The sequence below is a fragment of the Parabacteroides vesiculifaciens genome (assembly GCF_049860805.1).
In the GTDB taxonomy this organism is placed as follows: Bacteria; Bacteroidota; Bacteroidia; order Bacteroidales; family Tannerellaceae; genus Parabacteroides.
This window is the reverse complement of record NZ_CP187555.1, coordinates 1,865,723-1,887,056: the sequence shown is the minus strand read 5'-3', so window position 1 is coordinate 1,887,056 and position 21,334 is coordinate 1,865,723. Positions and strand designations below refer to the sequence as shown.

Sequence of the window (21,334 nt, the reverse complement as noted above, 5' to 3'; positions counted from 1 at the left end):
TTGCGGGCATTTTTATGCCTGCAGCGTTCTTCATAGGCGGTTCCGTACCCCCGTGGAGAGTATTAATGTGCCTCCAGCATCTTGGATGTGTTGAGTAACGGGAAAGGCGGGACCGTTCTATTTTCGCCCCACTTTAATACCTTATTTAATATGGAAGAAGTAAACACCTCGACACTTCCGAAAGAAGCAATCCAAAAAATCTATTTCGAGGAAGAAGCCAGTCGCATTCGGAAAGCGTTTGCCAACAAAAGCGATGAGGAAGATTTGGATTATCTCCTTCACCAGTTGCAATGTATAAAAAGCCTGATGGTGCATCTCCGGTTGCCCTGGGACCGCCTGATCCCTGTCCTTTTTAGAAGTTTTACCTATTATTGTATGCGACAGCCGGATGAGATGGTAAGCAAACGAAAAGCCTATCAATTGACTGCCCAACTGATGGATAGCGTCACCTTTATGTCTCAAAACGGAAGGATGATCAATGCATTAGTGGAGTTCTTTAATCATCAGATCGACGATCTTGACAAATTGTTGGCGGAGGAAGTCAAAACAATGTCTTAAATACAGGAGGGATAGAGGCAGGGCATCCGGTTTTGTCTCTGTATCGAGAGAGCATTGGCAAGAGACATCGGCAAACCAGCATTGATAATTCACTTCTGCCAATAGGTAAACCAAAATCAGCCGGATTGTTGTATCTTTAAACAACCCGGCTGACTTTATTGATAAGCATCGATAAATTTACAAACCGCTAATTTCTTCTACCGACAAACCGGTGCATTGCGCTATCGTTTCGATATTAACTCCCTGTTTCTTTAAATTGGCTGCAATAAGGCGCTGTTCTTCCGCTTTGCCTTTCTCCATCCCGTCTTCAAAACTGGTATCGAGGGCGGCGGAGAGATCGCGTTCGACGGAAAGACTCAATTCGTATTCCAGGCGCTGGTCGGGAGTCATACGCTCTACCTCCACGATGCTTTTCAGCTTCCGGAATATCTGATTGTTCAGTTCTTTGGGTAATCGTTCCATGATCTCGATGTTGTTTAAGACATATAACCACTTCTTATAAAGCGTATCACACTCATGCAAAGGTAATACAAATTTCGGCATTTCAAGATAGATTTCATTAAGCGTTTCACTAAACGGGACCTTCAACTCACGATCCATGCGGACGATGTCCCAGCGGTATTTGTCCGGCAACGACGGTTCCATGATGTAATTCAAGACACAAATGACGTACACTTTATTGATCTGGTAGTTCCAGCGCTTACGAACCGCCTCGTCGGGTTCCTTCTCCAACTTTTCCTTTACGATCATCGTCTGTTGCTGGATAGCAAACGAAGCGTAGTATAACACTCTGTCGGAGAAATACTTCTGACGGCTTTTCTGCATCTCGACAATAAACACTTCGCCTTTTTCATTCTCACAAAAGATATCGAAGACAGCCCGTCGCTGGTCTTGTTTCAGGCCGAGCATCTCGACGTTCCGAAACGTGATGTCGACTATCACTTCTTGCTGGATAACTTCATTGAGAAAACTGATAATAAGATCTTTACTTAATTCACTCCCGAAAATCAACTTCCACCCGTAGTCCGAAAAAGGATTGACAAATTTACTCATAGCTAAAATGTTTTAGTTATGCCCAATAGCAGGCATGCGGTAAATGTAGGCATTATCATTTACATCGAATACATATAAAGAGATTTATTTCAAGATCTGCAAGATTAGGAACTATAAGTGAGGAGTCAAATCTGTCAAATACTGAAAGCTTTCTTCCGTAAAATTAGAAACGGTGCGAATAGGTAACTCCGATCCCGTGGCGGTAGTTGATCGGGTCGTATACGTTGAAAGTATGGTAGCGGTAATAGAGTTGGATGCAGTTTTGGGTGTTCATCCGGTAATCGCATCCTGTGGAATAGCGGATTTTATCGGCATGCATCTTTCCGTTGTAGCCTACGTTGTTAAAAGGTTCGATATAGATAAAAGGCTCGAATCCCGAAGAGGCGATCCGGTAGGAGAGGGTGAGCATACTGCGGAGGTAGTTGGTCGGATGCAGGCAATCTTTTTTGTACGTGCTCTGAAAACGTTCGCGGATAGCAATTTTAAATGCCCCGAACCTGTGTGAGCCGGAGGCGTACAGGTAATACCGGTTGCGCACTTCTTCCGAAGCCTTGTAGCGTACTAACGACATATAGCCGGCTCCCGCCCGTAAACCCGGCAAAATGCGGTAGTTGATCTCTCCTGTGGTAAGAAACCATCCGGCTTCCCGCAGATCATCGCGCGGGCGGATGTCTTCTTCCAAAACGAAAGAGAAACGTTTGTAGATTTTCCCGGACAGGCTGACTTTTAGGGCGACTCCCGCACCCTCCATTGCCGGGAGCGGAGGGCAACACATGAATAGGAACAGGAAGGAAAAACAACAGATAATTACTTTCATGGCAGAATATGGCGTTTGTTATTCTGACAAAAGTATAAAAAATAAAATTCCTCTGCACAGGTATCGGATAATTTCCGACTTATAATTTACCTAAATAATGCTTTTCAAGATATTCGTTAAACTTTTCCTTGTACTGGTTGCCGATCGGGATATAAGTCTCTTTCCCATATATGATGCGGTTGTTGGCGACAGCCGTTATCTTTTCGAGGTTGACGATATAGGAGCGGTGGACGCGCATGAATCTGTCCGCCGGCAACCGTTCTTCCAGCTTCTTCATGCTTAAGAGAGTCATGATCGGCTTCTGGTCTTCAAAGAAGATGCGGATATATTCGTTCTGGCTCTCCATGTAAATAATATTATTCATATCCAGCCGGATCATTTTATAATCAGCTTTGATAAACAGATTATCGTTCTCGTTTTCCGCCAGGACTTCCGGTGGGGCAGGCAGAGGATGCTGTTGGGCTTTCGCCTGTTGTAGCTCATACTGGTGCAACGCCTTATTGGCCGCTTTCAGAAATTCGTTGTAACCGAAGGGTTTCAGCAGATAATCGAGTGCGTTTACCCGGAATCCCTCTATGGCATATTCCGTGTAGGCAGTTGTGAAGATTATGATCGGTTTGTTGACCAGCGATTTGACAAAGTCCACCCCGTTCAGGTCGGGCATGTTAATATCGGCAAAGATCAAGTCTACCGGATCTTTTGCCAGCAGGTCGAGTGCTTCCAGGGCGCTGTTGCACGCTTTGACCAGTTCCAGGAAAGGGACTTTCTCTATATACCCCGTCAGCTGGATAAGTGCCAGGGGTTCATCATCTATCGTAATGCATCGTATCATAATTGTATGGGTATTATCAGAAGGACACGATATTGATCATCCTTATTTTCTATATGTAGTGTATAATTCGTATCATAAAGCAGGCGAAGGCGTTTCCGGGTGTTTTCCAGGCCGATGCCTGTCTCTCCTGTTTTCTTTGAATTGAAGTTGCTGTTTACAATCAGGCAATGCAGTTCCCGTTCCCTGGTCTCCATTGAAAGATGGATAAACGATTCGTTTTTGTAGCTGATGCCGTGTTTGAATGCATTTTCCAGGAAGGAGATGAAGAGCAGGGGCGGAACCTGCGTGTGCGGGATTTCGCCGGGCAAAGAGACCCGGATATCCACCTGCTCCGTGTACCGGATCTTCATCAGCTCGATGTAGTTGGAGAGGAAATGTATCTCTTTCTCCAACGGGACGGAAGGCTGCGAAGCGTCGTAGAGGACATACCGCATGATCTTGGATAGCTCCAGCACGGTCTTTTGCGCCTTCTTTTTGTCGATGTCGATGAGGGCATGGATATTGTTGAGCGTGTTCATGAAGAAGTGCGGGTTGATCTGGTGTTTCAGGTAAGCAAGCTCGGTCTCGGAAGTCTGCTTCTCGAGGCTCTTCATCCGGTGGTCGTCGCGGATGGATTTGAACAGGAACTTGATCGCCATGTTTACCCCTATGATCAACAGGACGATCAGGAAATGAGGCGCGATGAATGGCGGAAAACGGAAAACCCCCGGATTGGCCTTGTTGTCAGGCTTGAACCGGCGGTTCGGCATTTGACGATCGGAATGTCGCATCCCTTCAGGGATCATCGGCGGCCGTTGCCTTTGTACTTGTTCCCCGTTGCGGTTTGTCCACGGCGGCCGGTTGCCGGGCATCTCCTGGCCGGGCATGATCTGGACGCTGACAAAGATTGTCAAGGTGATCGCACAAATAGTGAACAGCAGGTACAACCACGATTTCTTTCGGATCAGCAGGAACGGGAGCAGGATGTAATTATTGACTAAAAACAGTATCAGGAGCGGACAAATCATCTTCCAGGCATGGAAAACCGATTCCCAATCGATCTCGGAGGAGTTTTCCAGCTTGTCGATATCCCATAAAGGCATGACTAAGACCACTACCCAAATGATCAGGTAGATGAAATTTTCTAATAGTTGAAGCCTGCGTTCCTGTTTTTCCATTTGGGATCTGTTTAATACCCTGAATTGTTTTCTACAAAGATACGTGTTTGCCAAAAATGGAAATGAGAAATCAATGAATAGGGATATTTCATCGACGAAACAGGGTATTTTTAATAGATATTGGCCATACTCACCAGCGGTTCGTATAGTTTCTCTATATCCTGGGCGTCTATCTCGATCGTGAGCTGGTCGCCCGGAAGTATCGTTTGCCCGGCAGGAGGGATGTCCTTGTGGTCGCGGTGTATGTTTATGATCACGCAGTGGTTGGGGAGTTGGAGCGTATCGATATCTTTCCTGTCGAAATAAGCGCCGGCCATGACTTCCACGTTCAGGGTGAGCCGTTTCTGTTCCTTGAAGAACGGCTTGTTGATCATTTCTTCATAGAACATCACGTTGAACGGTTTTATTTCCAACAGTTCCGTGAAATAATACGTGAGGCCGCCCACGACGATGGAAGGGTAGAAGACCTCGAAGTGTCCGGTGATCTCCGTGATCAGTATGATCGCCGTGATCGGTGTCCGCACGACGGCTACCAGGAACGCCGCCATTCCGATCAGCATGATATAGCTCACGCTTTCCGCCCCGATAATCCCCTGCTGCACCAGGACGAGTGCAAACAGTTTGCCGAGCAACCCTCCTGTCACCAGCGTCGGGATGAAGCTGCCGCCCGGCAATCCCGAAGAGAAAGAGAAGACCGTGAACACCATGTGCAGGAGCATCATGCCGGCGATCCAATAGAGGTTGCTGTTGCCGCCCTCGGCCTGCTGCATCAGAAACTGTTCGCCTCCGCCGGTCAGGTCGGTGATCGTCAGGGAGATGGCATAGGCCATGACCAACAACTCCAGGAGCTTGATGTATTCCGGTTGACGGATAGCCGGGAATGTCCGTTTGGCATAAAGCATCAGTAGGGAGTAGAATTTGCCGAAGACCGACACGATGACGGCAAACAGAAGATACAGTTTGATATGTAACCCCAGTGAAAGGTCCGGCACAATGGCCTGTATGTCGTGATAGGGGTTGATCGGGAAGATCGTGCTGGCGATTGCCCCGGCGACGACACCTGCCAGGAGTGTCGTAATAGCTGTTTTAGGCGCATCGAAACGTTCGATCGATTCGATCACAAGCGTCGTGGCGGCAAGAGGGGCGGCAAAGGCGGCGGCCAGTCCCGCTCCTGCACCGGCGGCGAGGAGTTGCTTGCGTTCGCCGCTCAGGATATGTCCCCATTTGCTGACTAAGTCACCTATATAGGAACCCATTTGCACGGAAGGTCCTTCGCGTCCCATCGAGAGGCCGCTACTGAGCGTCAGGACGCCCCCTGCGAACTTAGCCAATAACTGGCGGAGTGAATGTTTATACTCGATGCGCCCGTTGATCGCGCCCCGTGTCTGCGAAATGCCTCCGCCCCCAATGTAAGGCCATCGCCTTACCATCCACGCGACAAAGCAGAGTACGCCCCATAGGGCAAGGAATAAGGCGATATGCTCATACCAGGGAGGTGAAGACTGGAAGAAGTCCTTCCGCATAGTGAAGAAAAGTTGCAGCAAATAGTGGTAAGGAACCGCCACCAACCCGGTCAGCAGTCCCACAATCAGACTCACGAAATAGAGCCTGGCGTCTACCAGCTTCAGTTTTACTATCCGATTAACCTTCATCCCCCTTTAAACACAGAGGAACGCCAGTTGGTTTAATTTCCAATTCTCAAAAGCACCGGATATATCCTAACGAATAGGTCTCGTACAGATTGTCCTTCATCCCGTGCGTATATCGGAAGGAGATTATGTTTTTCTTGATCTCGTACCTGAGGTTGTTGCGCCAGTGTATGGGACGGTCGCCGTTGTTCTCGTATCCGTAAAATCCCGCCAGGTTGGTGGCGAGCGTGAAGCCCCTGTATTTTCCCGTGAATCCGACCCCGTAGGAGATGGCATCGTTCTGGCGATGCACCATGTCGTTCGTCATCCAGCAATAGAACCCGGTGAGGGCCTGCATACGGACGGAAGCCTTGCCGTCGGCGCTTTTCCACAGGTTACGGCCTACGTTTACATCGAACCAATAGGAAGCGGCGTCTGTAAAACGGGCGTCGCACAAGCGGCCTCCGCTGGCAGTCTTGATGTTGGCGCTGATGGTTGCATCCACCCATTTCTCACTTTTCAAAACCTGGAAAAAGGAGCTGATAACGATGTCGCCGTTATATTTGATCGGGCTTTCCGTCTCCACGGCAAAGCGCTCGTCGCGCGTTTCCGGCGTCATCTTATACTTTTCCTTGAAGCACCAGTTCACTTCGACTCCCGCCCGTCCCCGGAAGAACGGCAACAGGGCGCGCCCCATGATGTCCCAGGTTTTATCACCCGTATAATAATGGTATTCGCCCCGTACTTCCACCTCGTACCGTTCACTCACCTGCCCGTCCCTCATTTCCGGGATCGGGAAAGCGTTCGGACCGAAATAGTGTGGGGAATAGATGAGCAGTTCCGTCTTATCGCGCCAGCTATCGGCGTAACAATCGGCAACGGAAAGGGCAAATACGGATGTTATCAGTAGTATTCGGGATAAATATTTCATCATGGATGCATTTTTTCTTAAGGCAACAAAAGTACATATTTCATATTGATTTAGTACATTTGCCTCAAATAAATCTTTAAACCATAAAATACCATGAGACATTTACACTTTGGAAAATTGCTTTTTGTTGTCTTTTCCCTCTTGCTGGCCTGTACGGTTTCGGCACGCAAACCGGTTAAGACATTACTGATCACTGGACAAAACAACCATAACTGGCAGGTGAGCCATGTTGTGCTGAAGCAGATTCTCGAAAATTCCGGCCGCTTCGATGTTGACTTTGCCATTTCTCCCGGGCAGGGAGAAGATATGTCCGGCTTCGTGCTCGACTTCAGTCCTTACCAATTGGTGGTACTGGATTATAATGGCGATTCGTGGCCGGAGGAGACAAACCGGCGCTTTTTGGAATATGTGCAGAACGGCGGTGGGGTTGTCATCTACCATGCGGCCGATAATGCTTTCTCCAAATGGCCGGAGTTCAATAAGATTTGTGCACTGGGCGGCTGGGAAGGACGTAACGAAAGTTCCGGTCCGTATGTGTACTGGCAGGACGGCAAGCTGGTCAAGGACAGTTCGGCAGGTGTCGGCGGTTCACATGGGCGTCAGCACGAATATGTATTGAACGGACGTGACAAAGTGCATCCTATCGTGAAAGGCCTGCCCTTGAAATGGCGCCATGCCAAAGATGAACTTTACGACCGTATGCGGGGGCCGGGCAATATCCGGGATATTTTGTACACAGCTTATTCGGATAAGGAAACAAACGGCTCCGGTCGTGAAGAACCGTTGATCTTTACGGTCGATTACGGGAATGCCCGCATTTTCCATACGATGCTTGGCCATGCCGGTGCAACGCCGGAAGATAATATTGCCATGCAGTGCACAGGTTTCCAGGTATTGCTGCTTCGTGGCGCCGAATGGGCCGCAACCGGAAAAGTAACTCAAAAGGTCCCGAAAGATTTCCCGACGGAGACGACTTGTTCTTACCGGAAAGATTATAAGTGATTGTTACTTTTGGCTTGATCCAAAAGTAACCAAAAGATCAAGGCTTAACCGTCCGGTCTACTCCGGGCAAAGGTTCCGCTGTCGCCTGCGAAACTCGCTTCGCTCAGACAGCGCAGGCTCCGGACGCTACACCTTTACCCTCCGCTTAACGACCGTCCGCTTAGGCCTTTCTTAGAAAGCTGCGCTTTCTCTTGGGATTGCCGACACCGACAACTCTTTTGCGGTCCCGTGTCAGGCACGGGGACAAGCCTGTTCCCGCACTTGATGCGGGATCGCAGGAAAACTGCCGGTATCGGCAATCCCCAAAGAGCCGTCAGGCTCTATCTCCGGCCTAAGCTGGTGAGCGTTAAGCGAAGTGACCGGAGTGAGCGTCCGGAGCGTCTGCTGTTTGAGCGAAGCGAGTTTCAGACGCGACAGCGAATGGAGGAAACTGAGTAGCGAAGCAGCTTCAGCCTTGAACTTTTGGTTACTTTTGGATCAAGCCAAAAGTAACGGATATTCTTCGAATGCATATAACGCCGTGGACAGGTATCTTTCGCCCGTATCCGGCAATAAAGCCACAATCGTCTTCCCTTCGTTCTCCGGGAGTTTGGCCAGTTGCAAGGCGGCATATACGGCTGCTCCGGAAGAGATTCCGACCAGTAGGCCTTCTTTTTGAGCCAGTTCGCGGGATGTGCGGATGGCGTCGTCTCCTTCTACCCGGATGATTTCATCTACGACCGATCCGTCGTAGGTCTTGGGAATAAAGCCTGCACCGATCCCCTGTATCTTGTGTGGTCCGGGTTTGCCGCCAGAGAGCACTGCCGAGTCGGTCGGCTCTACTGCAACGATCTTGACATTCGGGTTATGCGCTTTCAATCCTTTGCCAACGCCGCTGACAGTACCGCCTGTTCCGACGCCGGCAACGAAGATATCGACTTTGCCGTCCGTATCGCGCCAGATTTCCTGTGCGGTCGTTTTGGCGTGTTGGGCAGGGTTTGCCGGATTCTCAAACTGTTGCAGAATGATGGAACCCGGTGTCTCGTCGCGCAGCGCTTCCGCCTTGGCGATTGCCCCTTTCATGCCTTCCGCTCCGGGAGTGAGGACTAAGTTGGCGCCTAATGCCTTCAACAGGTTGCGGCGTTCTAAGCTCATGGTTTCCGGCATTGTCAGCACTAATTTATAACCTTTGGCGGCCGAGACGAAAGCCAGTCCCACACCGGTGTTTCCGCTGGTCGGTTCTATGATCGTCGCCCCCGGTTTGAGTAAGCCTTTTTCTTCTGCATCTTCGACCATCGCCAATGCGATACGGTCTTTTACGCTACCTGCCGGATTGAAATATTCCAGCTTTCCGATTACTTTCGCCTTCAGTCCTTTACTTGCGTTAAAGTTCGAGAACTCCAACAACGGTGTATTACCTACGAGGTCAGTCAGTTTTTTTGCTATGTGTGCCATATGAATTATGAATTATAAATTTGTCTATGCTTCGAGCAACCGTTTCATCGTTTGCATTTTTGCCTCCGTCTCCAGCCATTCGCTTTCCGTTTCGGAAGAAGCGAGGATACCGCCGCCTGCATACAAAACAAACGCGTCGGGAAGGATGTTCATGCACCGCAAGTTTACATACAGGTCGCTTTTCTCTTCGGGAGCCAGCCAGCCGATAAAGCCGGAATAGTAGCTCCGGTCGTACCCTTCGTTTTCCCGGATAAAACGGTAGGTATCTTCTTTAGGCAGTCCGCAGACGGCAGGTGTGGGATGGAGCCGTTTCAACAGGTCGCCCAGCTTTTTGTTATCGGGCAGGGGGAAACTGAAATCGCTTTTCAGGTGCGACAGTTCGCCGGCGCGTACCGGGGCCGGCGCAGTTTCTGCCGGTTTGATGCCTAATGCTTGCAGTTGTTTGCGGATGTAAAAGGCTACATATTCCTGTTCTTCCCTGTTCTTGTCGTCCCATTCTGTCGGCAGTTCCCCGTTCTGGAGCGGCTGCGTGCCGGCGAGGGCGACCGTATGCCATTCCCCTTTCTCCCCGGCGAGGATGATCTCGGGCGTACAGCCGAGCCACGTCCCTGTTTCGGGCGTATGGCAGAGATAGACGTAGGAATACTTGTACCGCTCGATAGCCTTATGGAAAGCAGCGGCAGGAGAGAAGCCCGCTTTGTCCGCCGGGATCGTCTGGCTGCGCGACAGCACGAGCTTATCGAATTGCTTCCGGCGCAACGGTTCGATGAAGGTGTTGAAACGGCGGCTGTAATCTTCCTTCGGGTTTCCCGGGCATGAAACAAAAGTTTCATAGGCATGGAATTTTTGTTTCATAGGCATGGAACTTTTGTCCCATGGGCATGGAATGTTTTTTCCCTCGTCGAGCGGAAGTTCCCGGATGTCCGGCCGGATCAGTACGATCGGATGTTGTTTACTCACATGAAAGGGAGCAATGACGAAACCACTCTGTTCGTCCAGTTCCTCGATGTTATAGAGAAGACGTGCAGAACCGGAGGCCTGCATGGCGAAGCGGGGCGATTCTCCCGGTATCCGCCAAAGTGCAAAACTCCGGTTCCCGTTGATTAATGTATCGATTGCGTTACAAACCTTTGATTCGTCTGGTGTCATTTCTTTTTTAATATACTGTTGACTACACGGATGGAAGATACCAATTTATCTGTGGATGTGAATACATCAACGTTCCAAACGTGCGAGGAGCGTCCTTTATGAATGATGGTTCCGACGGCGCGGACGGTGTCTCCTTCGTGTGCGGATGACATATGGTTGCCGCTGACCTGCATCCCGACTACGATTTCGTCCGGTTTGGCTAAGATCATCGAACCCAGGCCGGCAACCGTCTCCGCCAGTGCGAGGGTTGCTCCGCCGTGCAGGATGCCGAATGGCTGGCGGGTCCGTTCGTCTACCGGCATGGTCGCCTCGACGCGGTCTTCGGAGGCGTAGGTGTACTGAATGCCGAGGTTTCCCATCAGGGCATGTCTGGCCCGCATATTCAATTGGTCGAGCGGTACTTCCGTCGGACGAATTTCCGCCAGGATCGCCCGTTCGACGGCTATTGCCACACCTTCCTCTTCGTTGGTGAGTGTCGTTTTGTCCACACAAGCCTTAACCGAGTCTTCCGCATTTCCCATTGCGATACCGACTCCGGCGAGCTGCAACATGGTCACGTCGCAAACGCCGTCACCGATGGCAATCACCTCTTCCGGCAATACGGATAGTTTGGTCATCAGCACGCCCAATGTGTTTCCTTTGTCGATGAACTGGGGGACGACTTCTAAGAAATAGGGTTCCGAGCGGAATGCTTCGAACACACCGTCGAGGCGTTTCTTCCAATGGTTTTCCAAACCGACCAGCGCCTCTTCGTCGTCACTGGCCAGCATACATTTGCATGGCCGGAAGTCGATGGCTTCGGCGAAGTTGTCGACACCGATTATCTGCATGTTGTTCAGGTTTGCTTCCTGGATGACATATTTGTTATCCGGTTTGTCGGTCAGGATGGAATCTTTGTGATAGGTGAAGATGGCAAAGTCGTTTTTCTTTGCTTTCTTCTCAAAGTAGGGGATCCATTCCGGATCGATACGTTTCTCAAATAATAGTTCGCCGGTCTGTGCGTTAATGATCTGGCCGCCGTTGTAAGAAAGAATGTAACCGCCATAATGGTTCAGTTCCAGCTTTTCAGCGATGGGCATGACTCCATTAGTCGGTCTTCCTGATGCCAATACAATATGTACTCCCATTTGCTGTACCTTCAGAAGGGCAGCCTGGGTACGGGGGCTGATCTCTTTTTTGTTGTTGAGCAGCGTCCCGTCTACGTCGAGAACTAATAATTTATACTTCATGGCCTCTCTGTATTTTTTGTTAATGATACAAATATAACAAATTTTCGTTTCCGGCGGTTACGTGAGAGGACAACTGTGATAAAATAACCTTGTCTATTCAGCAAAAGTGCATAAATCTTTTCTTATTTTTTCTTCACCAAGTCGAACCGTTGGAAACTCCATATATTCTCATCATAATCCTCCCGTTTGTAATGGCTGTCGCAGATGTAAAGGCCGTCTTTCAGGACAACGATCGAACGGTTCTGATAGCGGTAGTCCGGCAACAGTGTCTCACCGATGATGCGGAAGTTCTTGTCCAAAATCACGATCGAACAGGTCCGGCGGCCGAAACTCCAAATATCTCGCTGGTTCTCCTTCGGATCGACCTCTGATTCGGGGTAGGCAAGGCGGTAATAGACTTCACGGTATTTGTCGTAGTAGATCCTATCATAGAATTGCAACTGATTACATCCAATGAAATAGCTATTCAGGTTCGGAAAAGGTTCCTTGATATGATATTTAGCAGGCTTCAAATATTTACTTTTAGCATTATAAGCCTCTGTCTTTTCATGATTCGGAGAAGCTACATAGATTGAATCGTTTTGACCAAATACGTAGATGAAGTTTTTTCCATCATATAGCCAATTGACATCTTCATCGCCAACACATAATCGCATTTGGTACAAATCATCCAACGTCGGCTCTGTTGGATGGTAAAAGGGCAATTGCTTGACAGTTTTATTTGTAGTATCCAATACTGCCACAACATGAGTTATATCTTCTTTTTGATTATGATTGTAATGATATAACTGTATATAAAAAAGAGAATCAACGAATATGACATCTTTAAAGGGTGGTAGATAGTCTCCATTAATATCCTGCCTGAAAGAATAATTGCCTTGTCTTTCTCCTTTTCCATTTACACGTATCAAGAACTGGCCTCCACCAGGTTCATTCCAATATATTTCATCCCAATCTTTTACATAATAATCATACGCATTACCGATGCCATTGGGGCCTTCTTTATGACAAGTTACTTTTCTGATACATTTTTCAATAGATGTATCAAAAAATAGAAGTTGTGGCTGGCCGACATTTTCAATCACAATATATTCTCGTTCATCTTTTTCTATCACTTTCGGATACCACCCGATCTCCGTATCCTCATCCACTGGAAACTTCAACCATTTATTCGCAGGACGAAGCTCGACGATATCTACGGGCGTCAAGTTCGTCATATCAGAAGAAGGACTTGAACAGGAAAGCATCAATAGAGTGATAAAGATATATGTTTTGTAGGCCATAATACATTTATTAATGAGTGATTTTAAATATCGAGAGGATAAAATACCCTCTCGATAAAAAGCATACCACATTTACCTTATTTTGCAGGAGTAGGAGGAGGTGGTGGTGTCGGAGGAAATGGTCCAGGGGGTAACAAATTGTCACATGGTGCACAACCATACCGTCCTTCTTTGGCACAAGGGGTGTTTGGTTTAGTTACATCCATCCAACATTGCTGAGTCAGATTCCCGGCAGTTAACGCTTTCAGATTTTCCAAAACGGAAGAGTTCAGTTCATCACCTATACTACCGGCCTTGGTGTCGGTAGTAAGCCCCATACTCACAAATAGGAACAAGGCGAGCAGAGAAAACAGTTTCTGTTTCATAAGGCATCGTTTTTATGGTTTATAATTCCTGCTGTGCAGGTTTGATTTTTCCTTTCAATATTATTTTGATAGCTTTATTCGTATTACAACGTACAAGAATTGTTTCTGAAAAGAAGCCTGAATGCTTCGGTGTGTAAATCAACGTAAAAATCAACTCTTTTCCAGAATCTACAGGTTTTTTATCATATTCGTATTGCACGCAACCGCATGTTGTAGCAACATCAGTGACAATCAAAGGTGATAATCCTGTGTTTCGGATCTTAAACGAGTGTCGGATTGGTTTGTTTTCGGCGATCTCACCAACGTCCTTTATGGGATCATCGACTATAGCCGCCGTTTTCATCTTCACCCAATCGGGCTGCATTCCTAATATATGTTTCAAATATAAATTACGGATTTCAAGGTTTCGCATCGGGTCACCGGCGACCAGCACGCAGAAGTTACGATCTAATAAAAAAGCATGCAACCGCTCGTCTTCCGGAAATTGGTTCAAATGATCCAATTCGTTTTCCTCGTCCAAACAAACCGGCCAGTCGAAATTTCCACTTCTCAAAATATTTCGCACATACTTTGGCCGTTTGTTATGGATGAAAAATAAATACTGCACCTCTCCACCTAACGAATCGACCTCTTGCTTGAACTGTTTCCATTCGTTCAACTTCAATTTGCAATCCACACAGCTATTAGAATCGACATAAAACAATATAGTATAGGGGGACGGATGGATATTAAAATCAACGGTATCTTTTCCATATCGTGTAAATACGGGATTCGCGGGGAAACTCACAGTCTTGCCTTGCCATGTTTCCAATAACTCTGGCAAACTTTGCTTCTTTTCTGAACAGGAAAATAGCAACAACAACAATATGGCAGCTATCCTTTTCATATGAATGCCATAAATTTAAAAACTTTTTTTGAATAAACAATTCTTTTCTTGAAAAATATTAAATATATTTTTTCTTCCTATCTCCACAGAAGTACGATTCTGACACAAACAAGCCTCATTCGCTATCTATTTGATTTGCTTTGAGTTGTTTTGATAACGGGCGAATATTCGTTTTTCATCCTTTTGGCCTGAAAAGCTCTTGTCTTTTTACCTTTTTCCTAAAATCATTTAGATCATTTTAAAAATCATCTAAATGATTTTGGAAAACTATTTGGATGTTTTGGGCAAACCATTCAGATGAATTCGGCAAATCATTTAGATGATTTTTCCAGATGAACCAAAATAGTGAGAAAAAACGGTCAGACAAGGTTCCGAAAAGAACTCAAAATGCCCTTTTAACATCTCATAGGCTCTATAAAGCAACCTGTTTTTAATTGACGTTTAGTCAGCAATCCTTCCGTTTAACTCACAATCTCGTTTATTTTTCCTGTCCTCCTCCGGTTTCCTGATAGCAAAAAGGAGCTACCGGGATATTTATACCGACAAAATGATAATGGCAAACGCAGTTTCCCGGCCTTATTTGTAATCGTTCCGTCCAGGGACACATATAGAGCAATCTGAGGCAGGCAAATTTGACATTTTGTCAGTGCAAAAAAGGGAAGATTTAGACTCGGTCGGTTAATATATATAGTTAAAACCAGTAAGATGGAAGTAGTGAGGAGGGCTGAGTAGTTACCTACAAAAGTGTAAAAATCATTTCTTATTTTTCTTCACCAAGTCAAATCATTGGAAGTTTCATATATTCTCGTGATAATCATTTCTTTATAATGATTATCACAGGCTATTACGTATTCGTTGGATAGTTGTTCCTTTGGAATTGTTAGATTTAATTATAAAATAAACTCTTCCTACTATAAATGGTTCTGGTACTAACCCCCAATATCTGCTGTCTTCGGATTTTTTTAGATTATCACCTATAACAAAAAAGTAATCATATTTAAATTTATATTTTGTTATTGATTGATTCTCGATATAATATTGATTGATTTGTTCGTTAAAGTGCAATTTTTTGCTTGTTTCCCATTCTATTAATGTTTTGTAAAGCACATAATTATTCCGATCTATAAGTATTTCCTTATTTTTATAAGGAATTATTAGTGGCCCAAATTCTTCTATTGAATTTTTAAAAAATGAATAAATTGAATCTGTGCTTATTTGAATGGATCTTGATGAATATGTATGATTTATTTTGATAAGTTCATTTTGGCGTTTTTTAATAGTATACTTTTTGTTTTTTATGAAAATTGTATCTTTGGGAAGACCAATACAGCGTTTGACGTAATATTTCTCTAATTGCATTTTTATTTTGTCTATACCATAATAATAAGGGTAGTTAAATACTAATACATCGTTCCGTTTAATGGTGCTTATTCCTGGAATACGAAATATTTCGACATCTTCACCTCCTAATAATGAAAAAAAATCAAATAATCTAGCACCTATTAGTGGCTTTAAAACGACTACTTTATCTCTTGGTAAAATACTGGGAGTCATGGACTCTGTGTTGATTTGAAAGGATGCAAATAAGAAAACATTGTAGCATATCCATGATATAAAAAGTAATATTATTAATATAATAATATTGAATATATTGTTAACGGATAATAAATGCGTTTTAATACTTGTTTCTCTTATTGATACCATTCATTGTATTTCTTTAAGGTTTAAATATCCAAATTGTATGTCATCATTACAGGCCAATATGAGCCTGTTATTAGATTCGTCATAGCAAAAATTTGTGATATGATATTCTGTTTCTAAAGTGTATAAGTAATTTCCGGATAGGTCGAAAACTAAAAATTTAGTAGCGGTATTTCCTATTTGTCCTTTTGCAGGCTGGTTGATTATTCCTGCATCATTAAGATATAAAGCGAAGATTTTATCACCTACAAAATGTACTGGTCGATAGTATTCTTTACGGCCTTTTTGATTTTCTTTCCAATTATGGCCACCATATATATTATATTTAAGAGTTCCATCTATGGAGCAAATAGACATTAGATCTTGTCCTTGGTAACACTCAACATAGATTCCTTTTTTTGGAGATACATCGAAGTATACACGTTTATTGTTTATATAAGGATGAGTATAGGGCATAGCTTTAAATTCCCTACTGAGTGTGTTTTGTGTTCCGACTGATACATTATAGTTAGATGAGCCATTAGGAGTTAAAATCAATCCCATTCTTGTTGTAATATTGATATATTGATAATAATGTAAGAGCTTTTCTCCAATAATTTTTTGTTTTTTTGATGGGGTATAGAGCTTATAATGGAGTAGACTGTCCAAATTGTAATAGTATATTTGTTGTTTACCTAAGTCTGTTAGCTCTATTTCATTACACATTTCATTAATTCCAACATATCCAAGACGTGTTATTTCCTCTGGACCTGGTCCTGCATAAGCAAAACTTTTAATGTAGTGAAAGTCGTTTTTATTGAAAATATGAACACATTCGTCATACGCTTTAAAATCAGCGATGAGTAGATAGTCTGAAATTAAATAAGGTTTAGAGATGGAGCTGAGAAGAATACTGTCTATTTTTATCTCTTTTATCTTGTTTTTGACATTAATGATATTGTCCCTTTCTGTTTGTATTTTTTCTGTTTCAATTTGTTTTTTGCAACAAATAAACAATATGATGAATAGTAAATAAAATGTGTATTTCATTTTATTGTTATTTTTTAGTAGCAGTGCAAATATCTTTTTAGTTGATGACTTACACTGCTACTTAATGATTAAATTTGTTGATAAATAGAAGTTTATTGAGTCTGTGTTATGTTGGAGGTAATCCACGTTTTAGTGGATGCCATCCGTGACAATAACACATATCTTCCCCTTCAACGCAGCCATCTGCACATTTAGGGTCGATATTTGCAAAAGCATCAATATTAGATTGTTCAAAATCTTCCAATTGAGCATTAGGCGCTTTTGTGTTGGAATACCATATTATAGATATGCCAATTATGATAAAAAGAATAATTGCAAAAAATTTTGTCTTCATGATGAAAAATATTAATTTTGTTTTAAACTAATACTACTTGTTTATTGACAATATAGTATTTTTTGTAATTTGTTTGCTTCGAATCACCTCCTTTCTTTGTCGATTTATAACTGTATGACTAATTTCTTGTTTTAATGTTGCTCATTTTTTATTGATATCGCTTTTTTATAAGTTTTATGTACAAATCTTTTAGATTAGTATTGTGAATAGGATTACCGATAATCTCTATTTCATCTTTCTCATTCAATAGGAAAGTTTGGAAAAGAATACGATTTGGAAATTGATTTAATATATTTAAACTATCTCTTGTGTTAATGCTTATAGGATATTTGAATGAATTTTGTTTTAGTAGATATCGTAGGTCTTGATAATTCTTAGTGTGGATAAAAAATAGAAATGTGATTGCATTATCAGTAGTTGAGTCAATGTAAGATATGAAATTTTTCCATTGACCTAATTGAAGTTTGCAACTTGTACATCCTGCGGAGTCTATATATATTAAAATTTTGTTTTGATTTTTAGCAATAGGAAAATTGATAGTGTCACCATTTGCTGTTATAAAAATAGGATTGTTGGGAAATATGACTTTTTTGCCTCGCCATTCTTTAATAAGTTGAGCGATCTGTGCTTGATCATGATTTTTGCAACTGGCAAAAATCACAAAATTGAGACAGAATATAATGAACAGCCTTAGTGCCATTTTTTTGTAAAGTTATTATTATTTGAGATACCTTGTATTGAGTTTTCTGTTATTTACAATTATTTATGAAATAAATTATTGTGATTAACAAATTGAAGCGTTTCAGTGGGCTGATACTTCTTCGAACAACATTTTCGAGTTTCCCGAAACGGAAGAGGTTCGTTTTTCATTTGTAGGGCTATATCAAAACTATCTTGTTTCCGTGATTGATGCGAACTTGTAATGCGACTGGCGGTATAAATACGGTGAACCCTATGTGGCTTTTATCAAAAAAAATACAATATCCCCCTGAAAATGGCGATTTGGCATAGTCGCTTCATTTCCTGTAGCTTATGAAAATAGCAGTTTGTTAAAAAATATTACCCTTGCGTGTAATTTGAATTAGATGGGGTACAAAATCGAAATAGATGCGGTAGTAGTTTCGATTTGGACTAATGGCTTTTTTACGAATATGACAATAAGAGATCATATCGGGGGAGGAGGTTGGACGGTGATCACCTGTCCTGTCTCCCGGATATATTCGTATAATTCTTTGTAGAAAGCATGGCGTGTCAGTGTCGGTGCGTCTCCGAGGATCATCAGTTTCATGCGGGCTCGGGTGATGGCGACGTTCATGCGGCGCAGGTCGCCGAGGAAACCGATCTGGCCTTTGTCGTTGGCGCGAACGAGGCTGATCATGATCACGTCGCGTTCCTGTCCCTGGAAGCCATCTACCGTGTGGACGGTTATCAGGCGGCGGAAAGGTTTGAAGAAAGCGTTGCGCTTGATCAGTCCGCGGATATACTGAACCTGTGATTTGTAAGGCGAAATCAGTCCGAAGTCGATGCTTTCCTCCAAGACCCGTTCCTTGCCGATCTTTTCGATATATTTCTGCAAGGTCGAGACAAGCAACGCCGCTTCCTCTTTATTGACACGGCTCATGCTGTCGGTGAGCTGGTCTTCCTCGAAATGGCAATCCGCCGTGTCGAGCCAGACGACAGGCGTGTCGAATTCCAGAATGCCGCGGTGCTTGACTTCCGGTGCGGATTGCAACTCGCCGTTGTAGAACCAGCGGGAAGGAAAGCGCATGATGTCGTCGTTCATCCGGTACTGTATTTTCAGTAGTGAGACGGTTTCGGGCTTCCGGTCGGTTATTTTTTGCATCAATGTTTGGTCCAGGCCGCCACGTGCCGCCTCTATACATTTAATGGTAGGGGGGAGTTGATGGTGGTCGCCGGCCAGGATGACCCGGTCCGCCTTGCCGATCGCAATCCAGCAGGCGGCTTCAAGTGCCTGGGCTGCCTCGTCGATGAAGAGGGAGGTGAAGTTACGGTTGGTCAACACCCGGTTGGCTGATCCGACCAGCGTGCAGGCTACGACACGCGCCTCGTCAAACAGCTCCGTGTCGATCTTTACTTCCAGCTCGGTAGCCCGGAAACGGAGGCGGGAGAGGCGGTTGCGTGCCGTCTCCTTTTCGCTGTGGCTCTTTTTGCGGAGGTTGGACTGTATTTCGCGGATCGCTTTGCGGATTCCCCATAATTCGGCATAGTCGGGATGTGACTCGAAACGCCGTTCATAGGTGAAGGAAAGCATCTTGTCGTTTACACGTGTCGGATTGCCGATGCGCAGGACGTTAATACCTCTGTCCACTAATTTCTCCGATATCCAGTCTACCGCCGTATTGCTTTGGGCGCAAACCATTACCTGGTTTTCCCGGTGTAAAGTCTCATAGATCGCTTCAACCAAGGTGGTCGTTTTGCCGGTTCCGGGAGGACCGTGCACGATCGACACATCCTTAGCCGCCAATACATGGTTGACCGCCTCTTCCTGCGATACGTTCAGCCAGGGAAAGCGAACGGGAAAAAGCGTGCGCCGGCTGGCGGGAGTTTTACCCAGCAACACGTCCCGCAGGTAAGCCAATCGGTTCCCTTTCGCCTGGATAACGGTGGACAGGGCGTTGAACATCGTCTTGTAGCTGGTCTCGTCGAAATAGAGTTGGACGCCGATCCCGCCCGCCTTTTGTATGTCCATAAGTGCGCTTGGCGAGGGCAATACTACGACCATCCGGTCGTCCTGTACATAACTGATGACAGTTGAGAAGTTCAGGTATTCGGGTTTGCCGCCTCCGTTTGTCGTGAAAAAGCAGACCGGGCGGCCATATTCGAAATTATGTTCGGTCTCTTTGTCTTCCAGCCGTTCGATTTCGACGACAAACTGGTTCAGGGAATTATAGTAGCTTTTTCCCGGTACGACAGGATACCAGCACAGCCCTTGCTGGATGCGGCGGCGTATGCCGGCCCGTTCGGTTTGTTCCCGGTACATCTCCTTTTCATATTCGAATTCTTTCTGCAGGAGATCGTGCTGATGTTGCAGGTCTGCTGCCGGAGTCTTGAATTGGGTAGTCATCGTTCTTTGTTTAATCGGGCGCAAACTTACATAAAAAAACGCAATCGGATAGGGGTTTTTGCCCTTTCCGGTGTCATGAAGTCAAACAGATGATTATCTTTGTTTCTAAAATAGAAGGATAAAAATAGCAGAGTATGAAAAACAGAGTTCTATGCGTAATGATGTCTTTGTTGATTCTGACGGGATGCGGATCGATGAAGAATATGAGCCGGGAGGAACGTGCAGGCGTAGGCGCCCAGATCGGTGCTTTTGTCGGATGGCTTTTCGGTGGAGCGGTCGGAAATGCTATAGACGATGATATCGGTGGTGACATAGGGGCGTTTGTCGGGACGGCGGTCGGAGGAATTGCTGGTGCGCAGATCGCTGCAAATACAGGCGATCAGGTAAGAGTGGAGAAAAGGAATCCGGGAAATTATACGCCCTCTTCTCATGTCCTCCTTCCCGATTTGAAGATCGAAGATATCTTGCTGGAAGAGGACAGCGTCAGCCGCGATAACAAGATCAATGCAGGCGAAACCTGCCGCATCTCCCTGGTAATCGTGAACAACAGCTTTCAGGATGCTTTGGACGTGGAGCCGATCGTGAAAGTCGTGAAGGGCAAATACCTGAAACTGTCCGAGCCGGTCAAGATAGCCAAAATCACCCGCGATGACCGTATCACTTATAACGTCACGGTACAGGCCTCCCCGAAACTGCGTACGGGCGAAGCCGTGTTCAGCGTCCGCCTTCGGGAAAGCCGCGGCAATGGTACGGAAGAGGAAACCTTTACCGTCGAAACGATGGGCAATTGACCGGGTATGCCTATATTTCAAAAGAAGCAATCATTTTGTATAATCCTGACATCCATGTTTCATACCCGTA

General features: G+C 45.2%; 20 protein-coding genes. 3 read left to right on the top strand and 17 right to left on the bottom strand.

Annotation, left to right across the window (positions count from 1 at the left end; genetic code table 11):
* Positions 1 to 150: 150 nt before the first annotated feature.
* Entirely contained in the window at positions 151 to 558 is a 408-nt protein-coding gene (locus ACPYIV_RS07725; protein WP_425886265.1) for a hypothetical protein, read from the top strand.
* Positions 559 to 735: 177 nt separating this feature from the next.
* On the opposite strand, the gene ACPYIV_RS07720 is transcribed toward ACPYIV_RS07725, so the two are convergent.
* The 6 genes from ACPYIV_RS07720 to ACPYIV_RS07695 form a co-directional block, all read right to left on the bottom strand.
* Positions 736 to 1,611 carry an Rpn family recombination-promoting nuclease/putative transposase gene (locus tag ACPYIV_RS07720; RefSeq protein WP_301706212.1) on the bottom strand — a complete coding sequence of 292 codons (876 nt, stop codon included), beginning with the start codon at positions 1,609 to 1,611 and terminating at the stop codon, positions 736 to 738.
* A gap of 163 nt (positions 1,612 to 1,774) precedes the next feature.
* Positions 1,775 to 2,428, bottom strand: a complete 654-nt coding sequence (locus ACPYIV_RS07715) for a DUF2490 domain-containing protein (RefSeq protein WP_293740579.1) — start codon at positions 2,426 to 2,428, stop codon at positions 1,775 to 1,777.
* Between the two features lie 79 nt (positions 2,429 to 2,507).
* On the bottom strand, positions 2,508 to 3,260 hold the full coding sequence (locus ACPYIV_RS07710; RefSeq protein ID WP_425886263.1) for a LytR/AlgR family response regulator transcription factor: 753 nt from the start codon (positions 3,258 to 3,260) through the stop codon (positions 2,508 to 2,510).
* Positions 3,257 to 4,417, bottom strand: a complete 1,161-nt coding sequence (locus ACPYIV_RS07705) for a sensor histidine kinase (protein WP_425886261.1) — start codon at positions 4,415 to 4,417, stop codon at positions 3,257 to 3,259. The genes ACPYIV_RS07710 and ACPYIV_RS07705 overlap by 4 nt, the downstream gene beginning before the upstream one ends.
* 110 nt (positions 4,418 to 4,527) lie before the next feature.
* Positions 4,528 to 6,069 carry a ClC family H(+)/Cl(-) exchange transporter gene (locus ACPYIV_RS07700; protein WP_293733662.1) on the bottom strand — a complete coding sequence of 514 codons (1,542 nt, stop codon included), beginning with the start codon at positions 6,067 to 6,069 and terminating at the stop codon, positions 4,528 to 4,530.
* Between the two features lie 46 nt (positions 6,070 to 6,115).
* Complete coding sequence (locus tag ACPYIV_RS07695; RefSeq protein WP_425886506.1) at positions 6,116 to 6,976, bottom strand: hypothetical protein; 861 nt, start codon at positions 6,974 to 6,976, stop codon at positions 6,116 to 6,118.
* A gap of 93 nt (positions 6,977 to 7,069) precedes the next feature.
* On the opposite strand from ACPYIV_RS07695, the gene ACPYIV_RS07690 reads away from it, so the two are divergent.
* The gene (locus ACPYIV_RS07690) at positions 7,070 to 7,978 is read left to right on the top strand and encodes a ThuA domain-containing protein (protein WP_293740582.1); all 909 of its coding nucleotides are present in this window, start codon (positions 7,070 to 7,072) and stop codon (positions 7,976 to 7,978) included.
* Positions 7,979 to 8,455: 477 nt separating this feature from the next.
* On the opposite strand, the gene cysK is transcribed toward ACPYIV_RS07690, so the two are convergent.
* The 11 genes from cysK to ACPYIV_RS07635 all read right to left on the bottom strand — a co-directional run bounded on the left by cysK (position 8,456) and on the right by ACPYIV_RS07635 (position 20,473).
* On the bottom strand, positions 8,456 to 9,412 hold the full coding sequence (cysK, locus tag ACPYIV_RS07685) for a cysteine synthase A (RefSeq protein WP_293733659.1): 957 nt from the start codon (positions 9,410 to 9,412) through the stop codon (positions 8,456 to 8,458).
* 24 nt (positions 9,413 to 9,436) lie between these two features.
* Positions 9,437 to 10,561, bottom strand: a complete 1,125-nt coding sequence (locus ACPYIV_RS07680; RefSeq protein ID WP_293740584.1) for an isochorismate synthase — start codon at positions 10,559 to 10,561, stop codon at positions 9,437 to 9,439.
* Complete coding sequence (locus ACPYIV_RS07675; protein ID WP_293733657.1) at positions 10,558 to 11,790, bottom strand: Cof-type HAD-IIB family hydrolase; 1,233 nt, start codon at positions 11,788 to 11,790, stop codon at positions 10,558 to 10,560. The genes ACPYIV_RS07680 and ACPYIV_RS07675 overlap by 4 nt, the downstream gene beginning before the upstream one ends.
* A 122-nt stretch (positions 11,791 to 11,912) precedes the next feature.
* Positions 11,913 to 13,073: a DUF4221 family protein gene (locus ACPYIV_RS07670; RefSeq protein ID WP_299360246.1), complete on the bottom strand. Its 1,161-nt coding sequence runs from the start codon at positions 13,071 to 13,073 to the stop codon at positions 11,913 to 11,915.
* Positions 13,074 to 13,150: 77 nt separating this feature from the next.
* A complete protein-coding gene (locus ACPYIV_RS07665; RefSeq protein WP_293733655.1) occupies positions 13,151 to 13,438 on the bottom strand; it encodes a hypothetical protein in 288 nt (95 codons plus the stop codon).
* A 19-nt stretch (positions 13,439 to 13,457) separates the two neighbouring features.
* Positions 13,458 to 14,096 (bottom strand): DUF1573 domain-containing protein, encoded by a 639-nt coding sequence (locus ACPYIV_RS07660; RefSeq protein ID WP_293733654.1) that lies wholly within the window; start codon positions 14,094 to 14,096, stop codon positions 13,458 to 13,460.
* Between the two features lie 1,062 nt (positions 14,097 to 15,158).
* Positions 15,159 to 16,028, bottom strand: coding sequence for a signal peptidase I (gene lepB, locus ACPYIV_RS07655; protein WP_293733653.1), 870 nt, complete (start codon positions 16,026 to 16,028; stop codon positions 15,159 to 15,161).
* Entirely contained in the window at positions 16,029 to 17,054 is a 1,026-nt protein-coding gene (locus tag ACPYIV_RS07650) for a BF3164 family lipoprotein (protein ID WP_293733652.1), read from the bottom strand.
* Positions 17,055 to 17,160: 106 nt separating this feature from the next.
* Positions 17,161 to 17,388: a hypothetical protein gene (locus tag ACPYIV_RS07645; RefSeq protein ID WP_293733651.1), complete on the bottom strand. Its 228-nt coding sequence runs from the start codon at positions 17,386 to 17,388 to the stop codon at positions 17,161 to 17,163.
* A gap of 148 nt (positions 17,389 to 17,536) precedes the next feature.
* A complete protein-coding gene (locus ACPYIV_RS07640) occupies positions 17,537 to 18,088 on the bottom strand; it encodes a hypothetical protein (protein WP_293733650.1) in 552 nt (183 codons plus the stop codon).
* A gap of 465 nt (positions 18,089 to 18,553) precedes the next feature.
* Complete coding sequence (locus ACPYIV_RS07635) at positions 18,554 to 20,473, bottom strand: AAA domain-containing protein (RefSeq protein WP_425886260.1); 1,920 nt, start codon at positions 20,471 to 20,473, stop codon at positions 18,554 to 18,556.
* 134 nt (positions 20,474 to 20,607) lie between these two features.
* Between ACPYIV_RS07635 and ACPYIV_RS07630 the strand changes: the two genes are divergently transcribed.
* Positions 20,608 to 21,264, top strand: a complete 657-nt coding sequence (locus ACPYIV_RS07630; protein WP_293733648.1) for a glycine zipper family protein — start codon at positions 20,608 to 20,610, stop codon at positions 21,262 to 21,264.
* The last annotated feature ends 70 nt before the right edge of the window (positions 21,265 to 21,334 follow it).

What these genes read in the sequence shown, in the direction of transcription:
- ACPYIV_RS07725 (WP_425886265.1), top strand. Translation starts at nt 151, where the DNA reads ATGGAAGAAGTAAACACCTCGACACTTCCGAAAGAAGCAATCCAAAAA.
- ACPYIV_RS07720 (WP_301706212.1), bottom strand. Translation starts at nt 1,611, where the DNA reads ATGAGTAAATTTGTCAATCCTTTTTCGGACTACGGGTGGAAGTTGATT.
- ACPYIV_RS07715 (WP_293740579.1), bottom strand. Translation starts at nt 2,428, where the DNA reads ATGAAAGTAATTATCTGTTGTTTTTCCTTCCTGTTCCTATTCATGTGT.
- ACPYIV_RS07710 (WP_425886263.1), bottom strand. Translation starts at nt 3,260, where the DNA reads ATGATACGATGCATTACGATAGATGATGAACCCCTGGCACTTATCCAG.
- ACPYIV_RS07705 (WP_425886261.1), bottom strand. Translation starts at nt 4,417, where the DNA reads ATGGAAAAACAGGAACGCAGGCTTCAACTATTAGAAAATTTCATCTAC.
- ACPYIV_RS07700 (WP_293733662.1), bottom strand. Translation starts at nt 6,069, where the DNA reads ATGAAGGTTAATCGGATAGTAAAACTGAAGCTGGTAGACGCCAGGCTC.
- ACPYIV_RS07695 (WP_425886506.1), bottom strand. Translation starts at nt 6,976, where the DNA reads ATGAAATATTTATCCCGAATACTACTGATAACATCCGTATTTGCCCTT.
- ACPYIV_RS07690 (WP_293740582.1), top strand. Translation starts at nt 7,070, where the DNA reads ATGAGACATTTACACTTTGGAAAATTGCTTTTTGTTGTCTTTTCCCTC.
- cysK (WP_293733659.1), bottom strand. Translation starts at nt 9,412, where the DNA reads ATGGCACACATAGCAAAAAAACTGACTGACCTCGTAGGTAATACACCG.
- ACPYIV_RS07680 (WP_293740584.1), bottom strand. Translation starts at nt 10,561, where the DNA reads ATGACACCAGACGAATCAAAGGTTTGTAACGCAATCGATACATTAATC.
- ACPYIV_RS07675 (WP_293733657.1), bottom strand. Translation starts at nt 11,790, where the DNA reads ATGAAGTATAAATTATTAGTTCTCGACGTAGACGGGACGCTGCTCAAC.
- ACPYIV_RS07670 (WP_299360246.1), bottom strand. Translation starts at nt 13,073, where the DNA reads ATGGCCTACAAAACATATATCTTTATCACTCTATTGATGCTTTCCTGT.
- ACPYIV_RS07665 (WP_293733655.1), bottom strand. Translation starts at nt 13,438, where the DNA reads ATGAAACAGAAACTGTTTTCTCTGCTCGCCTTGTTCCTATTTGTGAGT.
- lepB (WP_293733653.1), bottom strand. Translation starts at nt 16,028, where the DNA reads ATGGTATCAATAAGAGAAACAAGTATTAAAACGCATTTATTATCCGTT.
- ACPYIV_RS07650 (WP_293733652.1), bottom strand. Translation starts at nt 17,054, where the DNA reads ATGAAATACACATTTTATTTACTATTCATCATATTGTTTATTTGTTGC.
- ACPYIV_RS07645 (WP_293733651.1), bottom strand. Translation starts at nt 17,388, where the DNA reads ATGAAGACAAAATTTTTTGCAATTATTCTTTTTATCATAATTGGCATA.
- ACPYIV_RS07640 (WP_293733650.1), bottom strand. Translation starts at nt 18,088, where the DNA reads ATGGCACTAAGGCTGTTCATTATATTCTGTCTCAATTTTGTGATTTTT.
- ACPYIV_RS07635 (WP_425886260.1), bottom strand. Translation starts at nt 20,473, where the DNA reads ATGACTACCCAATTCAAGACTCCGGCAGCAGACCTGCAACATCAGCAC.
- ACPYIV_RS07630 (WP_293733648.1), top strand. Translation starts at nt 20,608, where the DNA reads ATGAAAAACAGAGTTCTATGCGTAATGATGTCTTTGTTGATTCTGACG.